Consider the following 20355-nt stretch of genomic DNA (forward strand, 5'->3'; position numbering starts at 1 on the left):
GGGTGATCGCGACCAGACGCGCTTTTGCGCCCATGGTCGCAGTGCCTTCATGGCTGGCCAATGGTTGGGGAAGCGCCGGATGATCAGGCGGGCGACAGTTTCAGGGGCCATAATAATTTGAGAGCCATGCCCTCCACATCCGAACCGTCCGACGATGCCCGGCTATGGGCATCGATGGCCAGCGCACGCGATGCCGGGGCCTTTTGCCGCGCCTGGCTAGATTTGCAATGCGCGCGCGCGCCTGGGGCGGTCGCCGGCCTTGTCGTACTGGAAGGGGAGGAAAACAGCTTCGCGCCGGCAGCATCCTGGCCTACCGGGCCGCAGGATATCCCGCATCTGCGCAAAGTCGCCGAACAGACGCTGGCGAGTGGCCAGGCCGTCGTTGAAAACGACCCGGATCATCCCGCCCAGACCGGCATCGCCTATCCCATCGCGGCTGCCGGGCGGACCTATGGCGCGGTCGTCCTCGTCATTACTGGCGCAACGGCGGAGCGATTGCAGCCGATATTGCGCGAACTCCATTGGGGGGTCGGCTGGATATTGTCGATCGTATGGCAGCATCAGGCCACCGAACAGGCCGATAGAAATGCAGCATCCATTGCGGCGCTCGATGTGTTGGCGGCGATCGAGGAGCATGAGAGCTTCGATGAATCGGCGGTCAGCCTGTGCAATGCTCTGGCGGTCGCGCTGGACTGTACGCGGGTCAGCTTTGGCAAGGTTTACAAGGACAAAGTGTCGCTCGCCGCGATGTCGCATGGTGCGTGGTTTCGCAAGAAATCCGATACCGCTGAAGCGATTGAGGCGGCGATGGACGAGGCGCTGGATCAGGGCGTTACATTGAGCGTGCCGCCGTCCGACGGCAATCGTCTGATCACGCTTCAACAGGCTCGGCTTGCCGCGGGCGGAGGATTGACGGCGGTCGCGTCCGTGCCGGTGCTGGATCGCGGGCTGCCGGTGGGTGTCATCACGCTGGAGCGCGATGCCGAGGGGGTGGCGTTTGCCCCGCGCGACCTGCTGTTCGTGCAGAGCGTGGCGAGCCTGACCGCGCAGTTGCTGGCCTTCAAATTGCGTGAGGAACGCTGGTTCGGTGGCCGCGCGCGTCGGCATATGATGGACGGCGCGCGTGCCTTGTTCGGCCCACGCCGTCCACTTGCCAAGGCGCTTGGCGTTGCCGCTCTCCTGTTGCTTCTGATCTTGCTCGTGCCGCTCGCCCAGTTCCGGGTCAGCGCCGATGCCGCGCTGGAGGGGCGGGTGCAACGCGCGGCGGCGGTGCCCTTCTCCGGCTTCATTGCGCAGTCCCATGCGCGCGCGGGCGATGTCGTCAAACAGGGGCAGCTGCTTGCCACGCTCGACGATCGCGATTTGCAGATAGACCATGCCCGTTCGGTGAGCGAGGTGCAGCAGCTTGACCGGGAATATCGCGAATCGCTCGCCAAGCATGAGCGATCGAACATGAACCTCGACGGGGCCAAGCTGCGTCAGGCGCAAGCCCAACTCCGCCTCATCGAATATAAGCTCGCGCGAACGAATATTCTCGCCCCGCTCTCAGGCGTGCTGGTTTCCGGTGATGTCAGCCAGCTTGTCGGCACGCCGGTCAAGGAAGGCGAAATCCTCTTCGAAGTGGCGCCGCTCGACGATTTCCGCGTCGTCCTTCATGTCGAGGAAGCGGATATCACCTATGTGCGGCCGGGGCAGAAGGGGCGCTTTGCCCCGACCGGGCTTGCCGGGGAGACCGTGCCGTTCGTCGTCACCCGTATCTCCTCCGTGACCGGAACGCAGGAGGGGAAGAACACATTTCGGGTCGAGGCCGAGCTGGACAGTGACGCGCCACAGACGCTGCGTCCGGGCATGGAGGGCATTGCCAAGGTGACGATCGACCGCCGGTCGAACCTCTGGATATGGACACGTGGACTGCGCAACTGGCTCCAGCTTTTCTTCTGGAAGTGGATGCCCTGAGCGCATCATGGCCAATCCGTTCCACAGCTCGTCATGGTTTCAGGTCGCGCGCCTCCGCCCCCGGCTCAAGGGGCATGTGCGGGTGCGCAGGCATCGCTATCGCGGGCAGGTCTGGTATGTGATTGACGATGGCGCCTCCGGCAAGGCGCACCGCTTCCCCAAGGGCGCCTATGAACTGGCGGGCCGACTGGACGGATCGATGACGGTCGAGGCGCTGTGGGAATTGCTGGTGGACCGTCTGGGTGAAGATGCACCCAGTCAGGACGACGTCATTGCCGCGCTGGGGCAGTTACATGCGGCAGACCTGCTCGCCAGCGATACATTGCCCGACACCAGCGAAGCCTATCAGCGGCTCAAGAAGGAACGTCGCCAGCGCTGGCTGCAAAATCTCAAAAGCCCGATGTCGGTGCGGATCAATCTAGTCGACCCGGATCGTTTCCTTACCCGCCACATGAATCTGGTCGCGCCGCTGTTCAGCGTCGCGGGCCTGTTTCTGTGGCTGTGCGTGGTCGTCCCCGCGCTGCTGCTGGTTGGCACTCATTGGAACGAGATGACCGGCAATCTGGCCGATCGGGTGCTGGCGGCGGACAATCTGCTGCTCATCGCCCTCATTTATCCGCTGGTCAAATGCATCCATGAGCTGGGTCACGGCTTTGCTGCCAAGAATTTCGGTCGCGAAGTGCGGGAAATGGGCGTGATGCTGCTCATCCTCGTGCCTGTTCCCTATGTTGATGCCTCGCATGTCAGCATTCTTGCCAGCAAATGGCAGCGCGCGCTGGTCGGCGCGGCGGGCATGATTGCCGAAGTGTTTGTCGCCGCGCTTGCAACCTTTGCATGGGTGCTGATGGAGCCGGGGCTGGCGCGGGCCATCGCGTTCAACATCATGCTGATTGCCGGGGTGTCGACGGTGCTGGTCAACGGCAATCCGTTTCTGCGGTTCGACGGCTATTATATCTTGGCCGACCTCATAGAGATTCCCAATCTTGGCAGTCGCGCAAACAGGTTCTGGGCGCATCTGGTCGACAAATATATATTCCGCACGCCCGGCGGACTGCCGTTCGACGCGACGCCGGGTGAAAAGCGGTGGTTCCTCTTCTTTGCTCCGGCTGCGCTGATCGCCCGCATGACGATGCTGATCGCCATCGCGCTGTTCGTGGCGCAGAAATATTTTGTGGTCGGGGTGCTGATCGCGCTCTGGTCCTTGTGGAGCGGGCTGGGCCTTCCGGTCTGGAAGATGTTTGCCCATGTGGTGTCCAGCCCGCAACTGCATGGCAACCGGAAACGGGCGGTCAGGATCACGCTCGGCGTCGTCGGCGCGCTCATGCTGGCGCTGTTTGCAGTTCCGCTGCCGCTGCACGTTAATGCGCAGGGAATCGTCTGGCTGCCGGAGGAGGCGCATGTGCGCGCTGGCGCGGACGGCGTCATCACCCGACTGGCCGCACCGGACGGCGCGCGGGTAAAAAGGGGGACGCTGCTGATGCAGGCGGAAAACCCGGTGCTGGAGGCGGAAGTCGAACAGATACGCTGGCGCTTGCGGCAGCTTGAGGTGGAGGCCGATGCCGAACTGGCGGGGGATCTGGTCAAGCGGCAGATCAGCCAGGATGCATGGCGGGAATATTCCCGCAGGCTGGTGGTTCAGGAACAGCGGCTGGGGGATCTGGGCCTGACAGCCGGGACCGATGGCACATTCATGCTCACCCAGGCACCGGCGCAGGATTTGCCCGGCCGCTACGTGCAAAAAGGGACTTTGCTTGGCTATGTGACGCCCGGCTATGCCGCCGTGGCGCGCGTCGTCGTGCCGCAGGACGATATCGAGCTTGTGCGGGCGCGGCTGCGTACCGTGCGTTTCTGGCTGGCGTCCGAACCGGGGCGCAACTGGGACGGGACCATTGCCCGCGCGATACCGGGCGGCACATTTGAGCTGCCGAGCGAAGCACTCTCCACGACATATGGGGGGACCATCCCCACAGATCCGGGCGATGAGAAGGGGCTGACCGCGCTCAACCGCGTATTCCTGTTCGACGTCTCCCTGCCGCAGCAATTGCGCGATGCGCGCTTTGGCACCCGCGTTCATGTCCGTTTGCAACTGGGCTGGGAGCCGGTTGGCTGGCAGTTCGTGCGCCGACTGCGCCAGCTGTTCCTGACGCAATTCAATGGCTGAGGCGACGCTTTCACGCTGGGGTGCGCTGAGTAAGACACGCCATTTCTGGCATGAGGCGCGCAGCGATGCCCGCCCGGTCATCGCACCCTATGCCGAGCGCGGACCAGCACCATCTTGGAAGTGGGACCGGCCGCTCGATCTCCTGCTGGGGCGCTTCATGCTCGCCGTGCAGCGGGGCAAGCCGAGTTTGCTCGATCGGGCGCAGCGCATTGTCCAGCGGTCCGCCGAATGTGCAGACCTGTCCGACGAAGCACTCGACGCCGCCTGTATCGAGATACGCGAACGGCTGATGCGCGAACGGCTGGGTGAAGCGGTGGTTGACGAAGCCTTTGCCCTCATTCGCGAAGTCAGCGGGCGGGAACTGGGCCTGCGTCATTTCCCTGTGCAATTGATGGCCGGACTGGTGATGCTGGATGGCGGGCTAGCCGAAATGGCGACGGGGGAGGGCAAGACGATCACCGCTTTGCTGCCCGCGATCACCGCGGCGATGGCCGGTATGCCGGTGCATGTTTTCACCGTGAACGATTATCTGGCCGAACGGGATTGCAACAGCCTGCGCCCGGTGATCGAACGTTTTGGCCTGCGCTGCGGCCTGATTGTCCACGGCCAGGAAAATCCTGAGCGCCGTGCCGCTTATGGATGTCATATCGTCTATGGGACGAACAAGGAAATGACCTTCGACTATCTGCGCGATCAGACGGCGTTGGGAAAGAGGCGGGGGCAGGGCCGCCGCCTGATTGCAGAGCTGTTCGGGCAGGGTACGCAACCTCTATTGATGCGCGGCCTGCATTTCGCAATCGTGGACGAGGCGGATTCGATCTTCATCGATGAAGCGCGCACGCCGCTGATCCTGTCTGCCGAATTGCCGGGCGATACCGATGGCGTCTATCTCGCGGCACTGGAACTGGCTTCCATGCTGGAGGAAGGTCGCGACTATATTTTGACTGAAGGCACGCGCTCGGTCCATCTGACCGCGCATGGCAAGGACAGTGTTGCTGAACTGTCCCAGGGTCTGCCGCACACCCAATGGCGGATCAGGCTGGCGCGCGAAGAACTGGCGCTGCGGGCGATTTCCGCCACACGCCTGTTCCTGCGTGATCGGGACTATATCGTCACCGATGGCAAGGTGCAGATCGTCGATGAATCCACTGGCCGAGTCATGGCGGACCGATCATGGGAAGGCGGGCTGCATCAACTGGTCGAGACCAAGGAGGCGGTGGAGATTTCCGGCGTCCGCAACACGATGGCCCGGATCACCTATCAGCGCTTTTTCCGCCGCTATCGGCGATTGAGCGGCATGACCGGCACGGCCGGTGAAGTGGCGGATGAACTATGGGCCGATTACGGGCTGAAGGTCGTGGTGATCCCGCGCAACCGCCCCAATCTGCGCAGCGATCGCGGTCATGTTATGGTGCAATCGGCGCAGGAAAAATGGGCATTCGTCGCCGCAGAAGCCGCCCGGATACACGCGCAGGAAGGCGCGCGTCCGGTGCTGATCGGCACGCGCTCCGTCGCGGATTCCGACGCCGTCTCGCAGGCGCTGACTCATGCGGGCATAGCGCATCGCGTGCTGAACGCGCGCCAGGACGAGGAGGAGGCGGAGATCATTGCGCAAGCGGGCGAAGCGGGGGCCGTCACGGTCGCGACCAATATGGCCGGGCGCGGCACCGACATTCTGCTGAACCCAACTGCCAAAGCCCATGGCGGATTGCATGTTATCCTGACCGGCTTTCACGATACTGCGCGGATCGATCGTCAGCTGTTCGGCCGTGCGGCAAGGCAGGGTGACCCCGGAAGCACCATTGCGATCACCGCACTGGACGACCAGCTTTACACGGATTTTGCGCCGCGCGCCGCCCGGATCGTCGGTTCGTCTGCCAACAGCTGGCCCCTGTTCGACGGCAAGGCGAATATGCTGCGGCGGCTGGCACAGCGCAATGCCGAGAAACGCCACGCCGCCGACCGGCGACAGACGGAACTCGCCGAGGAGCGCCTTCGCAAGACCATGGCCTTTGGCGGCGGCGAGTAAGACAGTGGCAGGGCGGCACCTGCAGCAGGTGGATGCCGCCCGGTCAATCTGGTTTCACGGTCGGCTGATAGAGCATATTCTTGTCAAAATTGAGGTCCGCCGCGTCCGCCTTGCCCATCACGGCAAGTAGCGCAAAACCCGCGACATAGGCATCGCGCCGCGCGGTGAGCATCGTGACCTGGGCGTTCAGCAGCTCCTGTTCGGCATTGAGCTGATCGAGCAGCGGGCGCAGCCCGGCGCTGACTTCCGCCCGCATTCCCGCCAGCACCTGCTGATTGGCGGTAACGCCGCGCTGGGCGGTGTCGGTCACATGGGTCGCGGCCTGCCATGTGGCAAAGGCGGAGCGCGCTTCGGCAATGACCTTGCCTTCGGCATCCAGTGCCTGCTTGTCGGCAACATCCTGCTTGGCGAGCGCCTGGCGCGTCTGTGCGCCGGTGCGACCGCCATCCAGGATCGGCATTTTCAGGGTTAGGCCGACAAAGGCGGTGGTGCCACGATCACCATTGCGCGGCCCCGTGCCCTGGTCCAGCGAGCCGAGATAATCATATTGGCTGATCCCGCCAATCGCGCTGAATTTGGGATAGGCCTGCGATCTGGCGACATCAATATCATAACCCGCAGCGGTCCGCTGTACGTGCGCAGAGGCAATTTCAGGATTGTTGGCCAACGCCGTTTCTACAGCTTCCGTGGGTGATGACGGCATTTGCGGCAATGGCGGCGGCAGTTCCAGATTTTCGGCCGCATGGCCAACCAGCCTGATATATTGCTCCTTGCTGGAAATCAGCCGCGCGCCGGCGGTCTCCATTTGGCTTTCCGCCAGCGCCAGCCGCGCTTCGGCCTGCGCCACATCGGTCGGCCCGCGACTGCCAGCACGGCGGCGATCGACCGCTTCCTTGACGGTATAGCGCATCACATCGACATTGTTGCGGTTAAGGCCGACGACTGCCTCATCGCGCAGCACATCCATATAGGCCCCCACGACGGCGGAAAACAGGTCCGCCTCGGTCTGGTTCAGGCCAAAATGGCTCGCCTCCACCCGTGCTTTGGCCGCGCTGATACTGCCGCGGACAACGCCGAAATCCAGCAACGGAACATTGGCGTTGAGCTGGCCGACAAACTGGCGATCGGGGTTGGAGAAAAATCCGCCCGGTGCCGGTTTACCCGTCAGGACATTTTCCTGATAAGTTGCGCTGCCGTCGATCGTTGGCATCCCGGCGACGCGCGCCAGTGGCACATCCTCTTCGGCAACACGGATGCTGGCGCGTTGGGCGGATATGGTCGGGTTGTTGCGGTAGGCGCCTTCCAGCGCCTGGTGCAGGGTTTCGGCGCTGACGGACGACGGCAGGATGGCGCATATGGCGATCCCGGCGAAATAGGCTTGCTTCCTGGTCATGTCCGTAAAGCTCCTGTCTGATTGGGGTGAGCGGGACCGATTACTCCGGCCGCGTGGCGATGCTTGCGGGTTTGCGATCGATTTCGAGCCGACAGCGCAGCCCGGCGGGCAGCTTGTTACCGGGATTGGGCAGCGCCAGGCGCATCCCGAACGTGCCGCTGGCTGCGTCGAAAACGCGGTCGATCACCTTGATCCGCGCCCGATATTTTCCGCCGACCGGCGCTTCGGGGAAAATCGAAACCTCGTCACCGACCTGCACCGCGTCCAGTTGCGCAATGGGGGCGAACACTTCGACGTTCAGGGGATCGACCTGCGCGATCGTCAGAATATGCGTCGCGTCTGCGCCCCGATATTCGCCAGGGGCCATGCGTCGTTCGGTCACGATGCCATTGACGGGGCTGCGCACGGTTTTTTGTCCGATCACGCGCTGCGCCTGGACATATTCCAGTCGGGCAACCCGCTGCTCTTCGGCGGCTGCCTTGCGCTCCTCCGCGGCAGATTGCGCATTGGCGCGCGCTTCGTCCACGACATCACGGGCGAGATATTGGCTGACCTGGTCCGATCGCTGGCTGACCGTGGCAAGATAGGCCGCGCGACTTGCCGCGGCGCGTTCGGCGTGGGGGTTGGAGGCGCGGGCCTGCGCAGCGGCGGCGGCGGCGCGCTCGACATCGGTGTATAATTGAGCGACGACCTGCCCACGCCGAACATCATCGCCCCTGTCGACATAGATATTCTGGACCACGCCCTCCACACCGCTGTTCACCCGAACGACCTGACTCGGCTCGATCAGGCAATCAGTGGGACGGGCAGCATCCATTCCGGGCGGGGCCACGCCATTGCCGCTGCTGGACGGCATTGCCGTCCCGGCGGCTTTGGCGGTGGCAACAGTAACGGTAGGCGCTGGCGCTTGCGGGGGCGTAACGGGTGTTTCCCCGCTGCGCGCGACAAGCGTTATCCCGACAATCAGCGCCAATGCGCCGCCACCGTAAATAACAGCCTGTTTGCGATCCATCGACCAAGCCTCCCCCAAAGCACGGCATCAGACAGCTTCCGCTATCCGTTGCAGTAATCATGCGACTTGTATCTTTGGCGAAAGGGCGGAAATCCGCATTTTCATTCCGCATCGGCAACCTAGCCAACCTGGCAATATGTTGCAACTATTTGTGATGGTGGAATTGTCTTGGATTCGGTCAATCAAGCATAGCGATTTGGGCGCGATCACGCGTTTAGCGAACGGCGCGGTGCTTTGTGCCGACCGCACTTGCCAACGATTGTTAACCTCGATTGTCAAAACAATGATGCCGAGTTCGCGAACCTGCCGGGCGAATATGCCTCGCCTAAAGGATGCGTGCTGCTTGCGGATCAGGAGGGCGAAATTGAAGGCTGCATCGCAATGCGCCAAGTCTCTTCCGAAATATGCGAAATAAAGCGCCTATATATTCGTCCCCATGCACGGGCTAGCATCTCGGTCGCGGCCTCGTGGAACGGCTGATCGAGGAAGCTCGCGCGGCGGGATACAGCGAATGAGGCTTGATGTGCAGAAATCAGGCGAATGCCGACACCAGTGGCCTCATTCTTTTATAAAGCTCCAAACGCGGCGATTCTAGCGGTGCAATTTAGAATGAGGGGAACATTTTAACCAGTATGCCGCCGCAACCCGTCCTGCCACAGGGCGATGCGCCCGGCGCGCACCGTTTCGTCCATCGCCGGGACAAAGCGCGACACCGTGCCGCCCATCGCCATCGCATCCTCCAGCGATGCGTAGAGTCCCGCGCCCACGCCGGTTAGCATTGCTGTGCCCAGTGCAGTTGTTTCGGTGTCGGCGGGTCGCTCGACCGGCAGAGCCAGCATGTCCGCCAGATCCTGCGCCATCCAGTCGTTCGCGCTCATGCCCCCGTCGATCCGTAGCATCGTCCAGGCGGCGCCATCGGCGGCGAAGGCGGATTGCAGGTCGATGCACTGATGGGCGAGCGATTCCATTGCTGCGCGGACGATATGGGCGCGACTGGTGCCCTGTGTCAGGCCGGTCAGCGCGCCCTTCGCATCGGGCCGCCAGTGCGGCGCGCCCAGCCCGGCCAGCGCAGGCACAAACAACACGCCGCCATTGTCGGGCACCGCGCGCGCGAGTTCTGCGCTCTCGCTGGCGGTACGGATCACGCCCAGTTCGTCGCGCAGCCATTTAATCAGGCTGCCCGCAACGAAGATCGACCCTTCCAGCGCATAATGGCGCACGCCTGCCTGCTGGTAGAGGATGGTGCCCAGCAACCGGTGCGATGATGTGGGCAGCGTCTGTCCCATATTGGTCAGAATGAACGCGCCGGTGCCGAATGTCGCCTTGGTATCGCCGGTCATCAGGCAATGCTGGCCGATGGTTGCCGATTGCTGGTCCCCCGCCAGCCCGCAGATCGGGATGGCCGCGCCCAGCAGCGGGGGGTGACATTCGGCCAGATGCCCCATATTGTCGACGATGGCGGGCAAGGCTGCGCGCGGCACGCCGAACAGGTCCAGCAATTGCGCGTCCCAGTCCGCGCCGTCCAGCGCCAGCAACTGGGTGCGGCTGGCGTTGCTGGCGTCGCTGATATGCAGCCCGCCGGTCAGTTTCCACACCAGCCAGCTTTCGACCGTGCCGAGCGCCAGCCGGTCGCCCAGCGCGCGGGCCTCAGGCACATTGTCCAGCACCCAGCGCATCTTGGTGCCCGAAAAATAGGGGTCGATGACCAGGCCGGTGCGGGCCTGCACCATCGCCTCATGCCCGGCTTCGCGCAGTTCGGCACAGTATGGCGCGGTGCGGCGGTCCTGCCATACGATCGCGCGGGTGATCGGCTCGCCGGTCTGCCGGTCCCACGCGACCACGGTTTCGCGCTGGTTGGTGATGCCCAGCGCCGCGATCCGATCCGCGCCGCCCACCTTCTCGATCACCTGCCGCGCGCAGGCCAGCGTTTTTTCCCATATCTCGGTCGCGTCATGTTCGACATGGCCGGGATGGGGGTAATATTGGGTCAGTTCCTGCTGCGCGACATGCAGCACCGCGCCATCGGCGGCATAGACGATCGCGCGCGTGGATGTAGTTCCTTCATCCAGAACCAGAATATGATCACCGTTCACAGTCGCTCACCCATATAATGGTCCAGCGCCGCAACCTGCGCCGCGTCCAGCCGCAGACCCAGTTTCGTGCGTCGCCACACTATGTCCTGCGCGCTTTTCGCCCATTCTCGCGCCATCAGATAGTCCACTTCGGCGGCAGTCAGGCCATGGCCGAAATCCTGCCCCAGCATCGCCCAGGCGCTGGCATCGCCCAGCCAGTCGCGCGCGCATGTGCCATAGGCGCGGGTGATCCGGTCCAGCGTCGCTGGGTCCAGGAACGGATAGGCGCGGCCCAGATCGGCCTTCAAGGCGTCGATCCCGTCCATCGGGAAATCGCCGCCGGGCAGGGGGGCGGTCGCGGTCCAGTCGTCGCCCGCGAGTGAACGGATGTGGGGCTGCAATTTTTCCACCGCGTCCTTGGCGAGGTGACGGTAGGTGGTGATCTTGCCGCCGAAGATCGACAGCAGCGGTGCCTGGCCCCGATCGTCCAGATCCAGGTCGAAACTATAGCCGCGCGTTGCCGCTTCGGGCTTGCCCGACCCGTCGTCGATCAGGGGGCGGACACCGGAATAGGTCCACACGACGTCGGACGGGGTAATGGGCTTGGCGAAATAGGTGCTGGCCGCGTCGCACAGATAGGCGATCTCTTCCTCGCTGGCTTTGACCTCGCTCAGGGGGCCATGATGATCGCGGTCGGTCGTGCCTATCAGGGTGAAGTCCCCCTGATAGGGGATGGCAAAGAAGATCCGCCCGTCGGGTATCTGAAAGAAATAGGCGTAGGGATGGTTGAACAGGCGCGGCACGACGATATGCGATCCGCGCACCAGCCGCATTTTGCGCCGGGTCGGCTGGTTTGCGCGACCAAGGAGGTCCAACACTGCCGGACCGGCAGCGTTGACGATGGACCTGGCGCGGAAGGTCTGCACGCCGCTGCCGATCGACCATTCACTGTCGATCCGTTCCAAACGATCGACCGGCGTGCGGGTAAGGACGGTCGCGCCGCGTATCGCCGCATCGCGGGCATTCAGGACCACCAGCCGCGCATCGTCCACCCAGCCGTCCGAATAGACGAAGGCGGGACCGAAGCCGGGCTTGAGCGGCGCGCCCGCCGGATGCGTGTGCAGGTCGATCGATTGCGTCGCGGGCAACGCCTTGCGCCCGCCGATATGATCATAAAGGAACAGGCCGAGGCGCAGCAGCCAGCGCGGCCGCAGCCCTTTCACATGGGGCAGCACGAACCGCATCGGCGCGATGATATGCGGCGCGATCGCCCACAATCGCTCGCGTTCGGTCAGCGCTTCACGCACCAGCGCGAATTCATAATGTTCCAGATAGCGCAGGCCGCCATGGATCAGCTTGGTCGATGCCGATGACGTGCCGCTGGCCAGGTCGCCCTGTTCCAACAGCAGCACCTTCGCGCCCCGGCCTGCCGCATCGCGGGCGATGCCGCATCCGTTTACGCCGCCGCCGATGATGGCGATGTCATAGAGCATGTCGGTCATATCATCTTTCACAGGATCATCATGCTGAAGCCGATGGCGACCAGCAGGGACGCCAGCGTCGCGGCCACCACCGGCATCGCCGCACGCCAGCCCATCTGTAGTATCAGGTCCAGGCGCGATCGCATCGCCGTGGCCACCACCGCCAGCAGCAGCAAAGCCTTGGACAGGATCAGCAAGACATGGGCGACCGGCGCGGGCACGGCGATGATAGAATTGACGACCACCACCGCCAGAAACAGGGTGATGAACCAGGGCATGGCCAGCTTGCGAATCCAGTTCCGCTCCGTCGCGCCCTCATCGGCAACCAGCACTGATACGATCGCGACCACCGGCGCCAGCAACGCCACGCGCGACAGCTTGACGATGGTGGCGTAGCTGCCCGCCGTGTCGGAATAGGCATAGCCACCGCCAATCGCCTGCGCCACGTCATGGATGGATGCGCCGATCAGAAACCCGGCCTGCCGATCGTCCAGATGCAGCAGACCGGCGAGCGGCGGATAAAAGGACATGGCGAGCGCACTGGCGATCGATACCACGACCAGTGTCAGCGCGAATTGCCCCTGGCTGATCCGCTTGCCCCCCAGCACCCCGAACAGGGCGAGCGCGGCGGACGCGCCGCAAATGGCGGTCGCGCCGCCCGCCAGCAGGCCGATCGCCATGCTCTGTCCGCTGATCCGCGCGACCAGCAACGCGGCGCCCATCGCGCCCGCCATCACCACCAGCAGCGCCAGGAAGGGTACTGGGCCAAGGCTGCCGATCTGCGCCAGCGTCACCTGCGTGCCCAGCACGACGATGCCCCAGCGCAGGCACGTCTTGGATGCGAAGTCGAGGCCGGGGTGGGTGCGCGGCTCGCCCGCGATGAAATTGAGCGACAAGCCGATCAGCAGGCCCATCAGGATGATCGGCGCACCATAATGTTCGGACAGCCACGCCGCCGCGATGCTGGCGATGCCGCAGATGGCGATACCGGGCCACAGTCGTTTCCACTGGTCGATGCGGCTGCGCGTCGGCGCCCGGTCAATCTGTTCGGCTAGGAACATTTCGCCATACAGGTCGCCGGCATGATCTGCGTTCATCTCGTCCTCGCCTCTTGCTCGCAGCCTTCTTCGCGGAAGATGCTTGCCGTATGTCCTACGGTGTCATATCGATGCTTATGGGCATGTGCGCAATCCGGCAAGGGGTTTGCGCGCAGTGCCTCGAAAATATGGCCAAAGTCATGGTCATCAAAATGTCGTCGGCAGCAAGCGGCGATCTGTGGGAGAGGGAAGCATGACTTTAATACCGGAATCGCCACCGCCATTATCCCCGCTGGCATCGCCACCGCCCGAACCGGGCGCGGTGCGCGCGCAGAACATGCTGATCGGCCTCATTTTCCTCGCGACCGCACTCAACTATGTCGATCGGCAGGTACTGGCGCTGCTCAAACCCATGCTGGAGGCGGAATTCAACTGGACCGACCAGCAATTCGCGCATCTGGGATCGATGTTTCAGCTTTCCGCCGCCCTATCGTTGCTGGGCGTGGGCTGGTTCGTCGATCGGTTCGGTGTGCGTTTCGCCTATGGCCTGGCCGTCGCGGTCTGGAGCCTGGCGGGCATGGCCCATGCGCTGGCCGCCAGCGTGCAGCAATTCGTGATCGCGCGCGCCGTGCTGGCGACCGCCGAATCGGTCAACACCCCCGCAGCCATGAAAACAGCCGCCATCTATCTGCCGATCCAGCGCCGATCGGTCGGCATCGGCATCATCAACACCGCGCCCAACATCGGCGCGATCCTGACCCCGATCCTGATTCCGCCCTTTGCCATGGCGTTCGGCTGGAAGGCCGCGTTCATCGTCACGGGCGCGCTCGGTCTGGTGTGGCTGATCCTGTGGCAACTCAACACCGCCAAGCTGAAACCCATTGCCGGGCAGGCCGCGACCACGCGCGGCAAGGTCGAATGGCGCGCGATCCTGTCCGACCGGCGGAGCTGGACCGTGATCGGGGCAAAGGCATTAACCGATCTGGTCTGGTGGTTCGTGCTCTTCTGGACCCCCGATTTCTTCGCGCGCCAGTTCAACCTGTCGCAAGGGGCGCTGGGCTGGCCAATCGCGATCATCTTCACCCTGGCGGCGCTGGGCGCAGTCGGCAGCGGCGCGCTGTTCCCTGCGCTGTTGATGCGTGGCTTGTCTGTCAACGTTGCGCGCAAAAGCGCGATGCTGGCCTTTGCCCTGATCGTGCTGGTCATGCCTTTGGCAATGGTCGCGGGCAATCAATGGATCGCCGCGATCTGCATCGGCATGGGCCTGTTCGCGCATCAGGGCTTTTCGACCAACATTTTCGGCATGGCGACGGAAATCATCCCTACCCGCCGCATCGCTACCGTCATCGCGCTGGGCGCGATCGGCGGTAATCTGACGGGTACGGGTATCATAGAATTTGCAGGCTGGTCGCTGGACCATGGCCTTGGCTATGCGCCGTTGTTCGTGGTGTGCGGCTGCGCCTATCTGGTGGCACTGGCCTTCATCCATCTGATGCAACCGACGTTGGTGCCTGTGGAGGATTGACCGGAGCCGATCATGCTTTGGGCCGTCAGCATTCAGCCCGCTTCCGCAGTGACGGAAGCGGGCTTTTCTTCTGGTCATTGATCAGCGTCGCATAAAAAATACCCCCGGTGCAGGGCGCACCGGGGGCTTGCGAGGGCGATGAAGAGAGCGGGGCGCGTGCAGTCGCCCCGTGTCTTACTGGAACCGCACCCGCAAATTCACGCCCGCATAGCGATCGGCATCGCGCGGGATCATCAGTCGCTGTCCGGCGCTGGTGTTCAGCAGGACATAGCTGTCGTCCAGGATGTTCTTCACCATGAAGGTCAGGCGATAGCGATCGTCCTGGTCGGAGAAGCCCACGCTGGCATTCCACAGACCATAGGGATCGATCGGCCCGCTTTCGCCCAGGTCGGAAAACTGCTTGCTGACATGGCGCCAGTCACTCGACAGATAGGCCTTTACCGGACCTAGATCGAGATCATAGTCGGCCCCCACCGTATAGCTGAGCTTGGGTGCCAGCGGCAGGCGGGTGCCATCGCGCGCGTCGGGCGCATTGGTCAACGGGTTGGGATTGAACCGGCGCACGCGCGCGTCGGCATAGGCAAGGTTGGCGCGGAAGGTCAGGCCGGTCGTCGGTGCGAAGATGGCATCGACCTCGAACCCCTTGGACCGTACCGTGCCCGCGTTGGTCAGGTTGGTTACGACCGCGCCGTTCAGCAGAACGAAGTTATTGGCCTGGAACCCGTCATAATCGACCAGGAATGCGGAGGCATTCACCTGTACCTTGCGGTCGAAGAACTGGCTCTTGAAGCCGACTTCATAGCTGTTGGACGTTTCAGGGTCGATCGGAGTCGAATGGGTCGGCGCGACATGGTTGAAAAAGACGTTGAACGCCGGCCCCTTATAGCCACGCGTGTAGCTGGCATAGAGCATCACGTCCTGCGCGACATCATATTGCAGCACTGCCTTGCCGGAGAAATTGCTGGCGCTGGTGTTGCCGCGGGACAGGTTGGTGCCGTTGCCGCCGCTGGCGATGCTGCCGCCTGCGCCGAGGTTGGACAGGCCAGCGCCCGCGGCGGGCAGGCCCGTGGTGGCATTGACCGCAGGCCCACGGACATGGGTGTAGGACACGCTGTCATGCGTGTAGCGGCCACCGGCGGTGAAGCGCAGTTCGGGCGTGATCTCATAGGTGGCCTGACCGAACAGCGCCCAGTTGCGGAAGGACACGTCGCTGCGCGATGTGGCGGTGGGGAACAGGGTGTTGACGGTGTCGTTCAGGTTGCACGGATGTCCGCCTGTCACCGGATCGATCGGTAATGTCGATGTGGCGCAGGTGATGTCGCGGCGGGTGAAGTCCTGACTATTCTTGGAATACCACAGGAATCCGCCGACCTGATAGGTGAAGGCCTGCTGCTGGGGCGACGCCAGCCGCACTTCGGCCGAAACCTGTTCGGTCTGGACGGTGCCGTTGTCGTGCAGTTGCGGCGTGCCGACGAGCGCGCGGGGCAGGAAGTCGCCATCGCGAATCTCGGTATTGCGCCAGTTGCGATAGCCGGTGATGACACTGAACGTATGATCGGCGAACGTGTCGATGTCCGCGTTCATCGTGAAGCTGTACTGGCGGTCGAGCGACCGGGTGACCAGATTCTGGTTGACCGTGCGACCATCCTCACCCTGTGGCGTGATGCCCAGTTCCCCGTCCAGCACGGCACCGCGCGACACACCGGTCACTTCGGCGCAGCAATTGTCGTCGGCCTTGAAATAATCGGCAATGAAACGGATCTTGCCGCCTTCGCCATCATAGTCGATCAGGCCGCGCGCACCATAATGTTCATATCCGTTGACGTCCTGCTTGCGGCCCCCGGCGATGTTGGTGAGGTTGCCGGTATAATTGCCGTAAAAGCCGGTGACGCGGGCGCTCAGATCCTGCGTGATCGGGCCGGACAGCGTTACGCGACCGCGATATTCCTCATCGCTCGTCGCCGACACATTGGCTTCGGCCTGGAAATCCCTGGTGCCGCCCTTCGACACGATGTTGACGAGGCCCGCCGACGCATTTTTGCCGAACAGCGTACCCTGCGGCCCGCGCAGCACTTCCAGGCGGTCGAAATCGACCAGATCCAGGAAGGACTGGCCCGAACGGCTCAATACGATGCCGTCGACAACGGTGGACACACTGGGTTCTGCCGCGACCGAGAAACTGATCGTGCCTACGCCGCGCATGACGATCGCGCTATTGGCGTTGGTCGTGCCCTTGCGGAAGGTGACGGATGGGACGAGTGCGGTGATGTCTTCCAGGCTTTTGGCCCCGGCGCGCGCCATCGCTTCGCCGCTGACCGCACTGATGGCGATCGGAACATCCTGTAGGTTCTGCTCAACCTTTTGAGCGGTAACGACAATATCCGCCACCTGGGCGTGGGCCGGTAAAACCGTCGCCAGCGCGATGGCGGAAACCGAAAGGCCAAACGCTTTGCGCGTCTTTGAGCCTGTAGATTGTGCCGAAGTCATTATCTTCCCCTCCTGAAACTGGTGCGACCCAAAGGCCCTGGCGTCCGCAGGTTGTCCTGTTGGTTGGATGTCTCTTGATCGCGTCGAGCATTTCTGTCAAGCGGTGTCATATCGGACAGGGCGGTTGCAGCGCGCCCTGCTGCACAAGAAGCACAATCGGGAGAGCCGGACCTTGACGCTGACCTTTGCCTCGCAGGATGACGGTTTTTCGTGCCTTTTGGCCGGACAGCCGATTGTCGTGCACAGCCCGGCCCAGCCCGCTTTCACGATCGCGCGCGGGCAGGCCGATGTGCAGATGATCCGTGGCAACTTCGCCATTTCGGACGCGCCGCGCGATCGAGTCGCGCTGACCCACGCCCGCATCGAGTCGGGTGACATGCTGCTGTCGGCCACGCCCGATGCCGCGCCGCTGCTGCGCCTGCGCATCGCGGGCCAGTCGCTGGAAATCGTCACGCTCGAACCGGGCTATGACCGCATCTGGATCGATCTGGACGCGCAGCCGGGCGAACAGGTGTGGGGTGGGGGCGAACAGGTCAGCTATCTCGACCTGTCGGGCCGCCGCTTTCCGATCTGGACCAGCGAGCCGGGGGTGGGGCGCGACAAAAGTACCGAACTGACCCGCCTGATGGACGAACAGGGCATGGCAGGCGGCGATTATTGGTGGACCAACTATCCCCAGCCGACCTTCCTGTCGTCGCGGCGCTATGCCTGCCACCTCACGAGTACCGCTTATTCGGTGCTGGATTTCACCGATGCGCAGCGCCACCGGATTGAGGTTTGGGAAGGGCAGGCGACGCTAGAGTTTTTCGCCGCACCCAGCCTGATCGACCTCGTCGGCCAGCTCAGCACTCGATTCGGTCGGCAGCCTGCGCTGCCCGACTGGGCGATCGGCGGCGCGATCGTGGGCCTGAAGGACGGCGACAATAGTTTTGTACGGCTCGACCGGATCATGGACGCGGGCGCAGCGGTAGGCGGCTTGTGGTGCGAGGACTGGATCGGCATCCGCCAGACCAGCTTTGGCCGCCGCCTGTTCTGGGACTGGTCCTGGCAGAAGGCGCGCTATGCCGATCTGCCTGCGCGCATCGCCGATCTCGCCGCGCGTGGCGTCCGTTTCCTGGGCTATGTGAACCCCTATCTGGCGGACGATGGTGCGCAATATCAGGAGGCTTTGGCGGCGGGTTATCTGGCGCTGCGACAGGATAGCGATGCGCCCTATCTGGTGGATTTCGGCGAATTCGATTGCGGTGTGGTGGATTTCACCAATCCCGCGGCGATGGACTGGTTCGCCGACCGGGTGATCGGGCGTGAGATGCTGGATTTCGGCCTGTCGGGCTGGATGGCCGATTTCGGCGAATATCTGCCGGTGGACCTGCGGCTGCATGACGGTAGCGATCCCATGCTGGCGCATAATCGCTGGCCCGTGCTGTGGGCGGAAACCAACGCGCGCGCTATCCAATCACGCGGCAAGACCGGCGAAGTCATATTTTTCATGCGCGCTGGTTTCTCCGGCGTACAGGCCTATTGCCCTCTGTTATGGGCGGGTGACCAGTCGGTTGATTTCACCCGGCATGACGGGATCAACACCGTCATCACCGCCGCCCTTTCCTCAGGACTGGTCGGCAACGCCTATTCGCACAGCGACGTCGGCGGTTATACCAGCCTGCACGGCAATGTCCGTACCGCAGACCTGATGATGCGCTGGTGCGAACTGGGCGCTTTTTCGCCGGTGATGCGCAGCCATGAAGGCAACCGGCCGGACGACAATATCCAGATCGATTCCAGCCCCGAACTGCTCGCCCATTTCGCTGCCATGTCGCGCATCCATCGGTCGCTCGCCCCTTATGTGCGCCATCTGAGCGATGAAGCGGTCGCGACCGGTCTGCCGGTGCAGCGCCCGCTGTTCCTGCATTATGAGGGCGATGCCAGCCTGTTCGGGGTGCAGGATCAGTATCTCTATGGCGCGGACATGCTGGTCGCGCCGGTGGTGGAGGCAGATGCGACGTCCCGCCCCGTGATTCTGCCGGGCGACAAGCCATGGCGGCACCTCTGGTCTGGGCAGGACCATCTACCGGGCGCCCACATCATCGACGCCCCTTACGGTCGTCCGCCGGTTTTCTATTTGCCCGACAGCGCTTTTGCCCCCCTATTCGCCACATTGGCACAAGAGAGGGCAGCATGAGCGAACGATCCAATATCCGCGACGTGTCGGCGCGCGCGGGCGTATCGGTAAAGACCGTCAGCCGGGTGCTGAACGGGCATCGCTATGTCAGTCAGGACACCAAAGATCGCGTGGAACTGGCGATGCGCGAACTGGATTTCCGCCCCAGCGTAGCCGCGCGCATATTGGCGGGCACCAAATCCGGCCAGATCGCGCTGATCTACGACAATCACAGCCCCTATTATATGAACCAGATCCAGATGGGCTGCTGGGAAGGATGCAATCAGGCAGGGATGCGCCTGCTGGCGCAGCCAGTCGATGTGACCGACGCGACCGTGGGCGATCAGGTGCGCGGCCTTGTGACCGAAACCCATGTCGATGGCGTCATCCTGTCGTCGCCCGTGACCGATTGCGTATCTGTGTTGCAGGCGCTGGAGGGCATGGACATCCCCTTCGTGCGGATTTCGCCGGGTACCAACCATGCGCTGACATCTTCGGTCTTCATGGACGATGCGCAGGCCGCCGACGACATGACCACCTTTCTGATCAACAAGGGGCACCGGCTGATCGGCTTCATCAAGGGGCATGGCAATCATATGGCGTCGGAAGAACGCCTGTTCGGCTATCGCCGCGCGCTCGACCGGGCGGGGCTGGCGTTCGAACCGGCGCTGGTCGCGGCGGGCGAATTTGATTTCGACAGCGGTGTCGCCGCCGCGCGCCGCTTTCTGGCCAGTCCACGCCGCCCGACCGCGATCTTCGCCAGCAATGACGATATGGCCGCCGGTGTATTGTCGGTCGCGCATGACATGGGCCTGTCGGTTCCTGAAAATCTGTCGGTGGCGGGTTTCGACGATACGACGCTGGCCCGCATGGTGTGGCCGCAACTGACCACCATCCATCAGCCAACGCGCGAACTGGCGCTGGCGGCCACCCAATTGCTGCTGGAGGGCGTCCAGCTGACGCACCGGCGGTTGCCCCACGAACTGGTCGAGCGCGCATCGGTCGCGTCGATCAATCCCGACCTTCTCGTCTGACAGGAATATT

At 63.3% G+C, this 20355-nt stretch carries 12 protein-coding genes; 6 read left to right on the forward strand and 6 right to left on the reverse strand.

Annotation, left to right across the window (positions count from 1 at the left end; translation table 11 throughout):
- The first annotated feature begins 126 nt into the window (after positions 1–126).
- From ACODSR_RS01535 to ACODSR_RS01545, 3 genes are read left to right on the forward strand one after another with little or no spacing between them, the layout of a single operon-like run.
- Positions 127–1956, forward strand: a complete 1830-nt coding sequence (locus ACODSR_RS01535) for a GAF domain-containing protein (protein ID WP_489073062.1) — start codon at positions 127–129, stop codon at positions 1954–1956.
- A gap of 7 nt (positions 1957–1963) precedes the next feature.
- Positions 1964–4117 carry a peptidase M50 gene (locus tag ACODSR_RS01540; protein ID WP_489073064.1) on the forward strand — a complete coding sequence of 718 codons (2154 nt, stop codon included), beginning with the start codon at positions 1964–1966 and terminating at the stop codon, positions 4115–4117.
- Positions 4110–6146: a preprotein translocase subunit SecA gene (locus ACODSR_RS01545; protein ID WP_489073066.1), complete on the forward strand. Its 2037-nt coding sequence runs from the start codon at positions 4110–4112 to the stop codon at positions 6144–6146. Before ACODSR_RS01540 ends, ACODSR_RS01545 begins: the two co-directional genes overlap by 8 nt.
- Before the next feature lie 43 nt (positions 6147–6189).
- Here ACODSR_RS01545 and ACODSR_RS01550 read toward each other — a convergent pair whose 3' ends face one another.
- The 5 genes from ACODSR_RS01550 to ACODSR_RS01570 all read right to left on the reverse strand — a co-directional run bounded on the left by ACODSR_RS01550 (position 6190) and on the right by ACODSR_RS01570 (position 13201).
- Complete coding sequence (locus ACODSR_RS01550) at positions 6190–7539, reverse strand: TolC family outer membrane protein (protein ID WP_489073068.1); 1350 nt, start codon at positions 7537–7539, stop codon at positions 6190–6192.
- Positions 7540–7579: 40 nt separating this feature from the next.
- A complete protein-coding gene (locus tag ACODSR_RS01555; RefSeq protein WP_489073070.1) occupies positions 7580–8551 on the reverse strand; it encodes an efflux RND transporter periplasmic adaptor subunit in 972 nt (323 codons plus the stop codon).
- Positions 8552–9174: 623 nt separating this feature from the next.
- Complete coding sequence (locus ACODSR_RS01560) at positions 9175–10644, reverse strand: FGGY family carbohydrate kinase (RefSeq protein ID WP_489073072.1); 1470 nt, start codon at positions 10642–10644, stop codon at positions 9175–9177.
- Complete coding sequence (locus ACODSR_RS01565; protein WP_489073073.1) at positions 10641–12125, reverse strand: glycerol-3-phosphate dehydrogenase; 1485 nt, start codon at positions 12123–12125, stop codon at positions 10641–10643. The genes ACODSR_RS01560 and ACODSR_RS01565 overlap by 4 nt, the downstream gene beginning before the upstream one ends.
- 8 nt (positions 12126–12133) lie before the next feature.
- Positions 12134–13201: a YeiH family protein gene (locus tag ACODSR_RS01570; RefSeq protein ID WP_489073075.1), complete on the reverse strand. Its 1068-nt coding sequence runs from the start codon at positions 13199–13201 to the stop codon at positions 12134–12136.
- A 193-nt stretch (positions 13202–13394) separates the two neighbouring features.
- Between ACODSR_RS01570 and ACODSR_RS01575 the strand changes: the two genes are divergently transcribed.
- The gene (locus ACODSR_RS01575; protein WP_489073077.1) at positions 13395–14666 is read left to right on the forward strand and encodes an MFS transporter; all 1272 of its coding nucleotides are present in this window, start codon (positions 13395–13397) and stop codon (positions 14664–14666) included.
- 174 nt (positions 14667–14840) lie between these two features.
- Here the strand turns inward: ACODSR_RS01575 and ACODSR_RS01580 are convergent, their stop codons facing one another.
- Positions 14841–17153, reverse strand: coding sequence for a TonB-dependent receptor (locus ACODSR_RS01580; protein WP_489073079.1), 2313 nt, complete (start codon positions 17151–17153; stop codon positions 14841–14843).
- A gap of 124 nt (positions 17154–17277) precedes the next feature.
- Between ACODSR_RS01580 and ACODSR_RS01585 the strand changes: the two genes are divergently transcribed.
- Both ACODSR_RS01585 and ACODSR_RS01590 read left to right on the forward strand, forming a co-directional pair.
- The gene (locus tag ACODSR_RS01585; protein WP_489073081.1) at positions 17278–19332 is read left to right on the forward strand and encodes an alpha-glucosidase; all 2055 of its coding nucleotides are present in this window, start codon (positions 17278–17280) and stop codon (positions 19330–19332) included.
- Positions 19329–20345, forward strand: a complete 1017-nt coding sequence (locus ACODSR_RS01590; RefSeq protein WP_489073083.1) for a LacI family DNA-binding transcriptional regulator — start codon at positions 19329–19331, stop codon at positions 20343–20345. The genes ACODSR_RS01585 and ACODSR_RS01590 overlap by 4 nt, the downstream gene beginning before the upstream one ends.
- Positions 20346–20355 lie beyond the last annotated feature (10 nt).

This window comes from Sphingobium sp. FG125, from assembly GCF_057809795.1.

What these genes read in the sequence shown, in the direction of transcription:
- ACODSR_RS01570 (WP_489073075.1), bottom strand. Translation starts at nt 13,201, where the DNA reads ATGAACGCAGATCATGCCGGCGACCTGTATGGCGAAATGTTCCTAGCC.
- ACODSR_RS01540 (WP_489073064.1), top strand. Translation starts at nt 1,964, where the DNA reads ATGGCCAATCCGTTCCACAGCTCGTCATGGTTTCAGGTCGCGCGCCTC.
- ACODSR_RS01555 (WP_489073070.1), bottom strand. Translation starts at nt 8,551, where the DNA reads ATGGATCGCAAACAGGCTGTTATTTACGGTGGCGGCGCATTGGCGCTG.
- ACODSR_RS01575 (WP_489073077.1), top strand. Translation starts at nt 13,395, where the DNA reads ATGACTTTAATACCGGAATCGCCACCGCCATTATCCCCGCTGGCATCG.
- ACODSR_RS01565 (WP_489073073.1), bottom strand. Translation starts at nt 12,125, where the DNA reads ATGACCGACATGCTCTATGACATCGCCATCATCGGCGGCGGCGTAAAC.
- ACODSR_RS01550 (WP_489073068.1), bottom strand. Translation starts at nt 7,539, where the DNA reads ATGACCAGGAAGCAAGCCTATTTCGCCGGGATCGCCATATGCGCCATC.
- ACODSR_RS01535 (WP_489073062.1), top strand. Translation starts at nt 127, where the DNA reads ATGCCCTCCACATCCGAACCGTCCGACGATGCCCGGCTATGGGCATCG.
- ACODSR_RS01590 (WP_489073083.1), top strand. Translation starts at nt 19,329, where the DNA reads ATGAGCGAACGATCCAATATCCGCGACGTGTCGGCGCGCGCGGGCGTA.
- ACODSR_RS01580 (WP_489073079.1), bottom strand. Translation starts at nt 17,153, where the DNA reads ATGACTTCGGCACAATCTACAGGCTCAAAGACGCGCAAAGCGTTTGGC.
- ACODSR_RS01545 (WP_489073066.1), top strand. Translation starts at nt 4,110, where the DNA reads ATGGCTGAGGCGACGCTTTCACGCTGGGGTGCGCTGAGTAAGACACGC.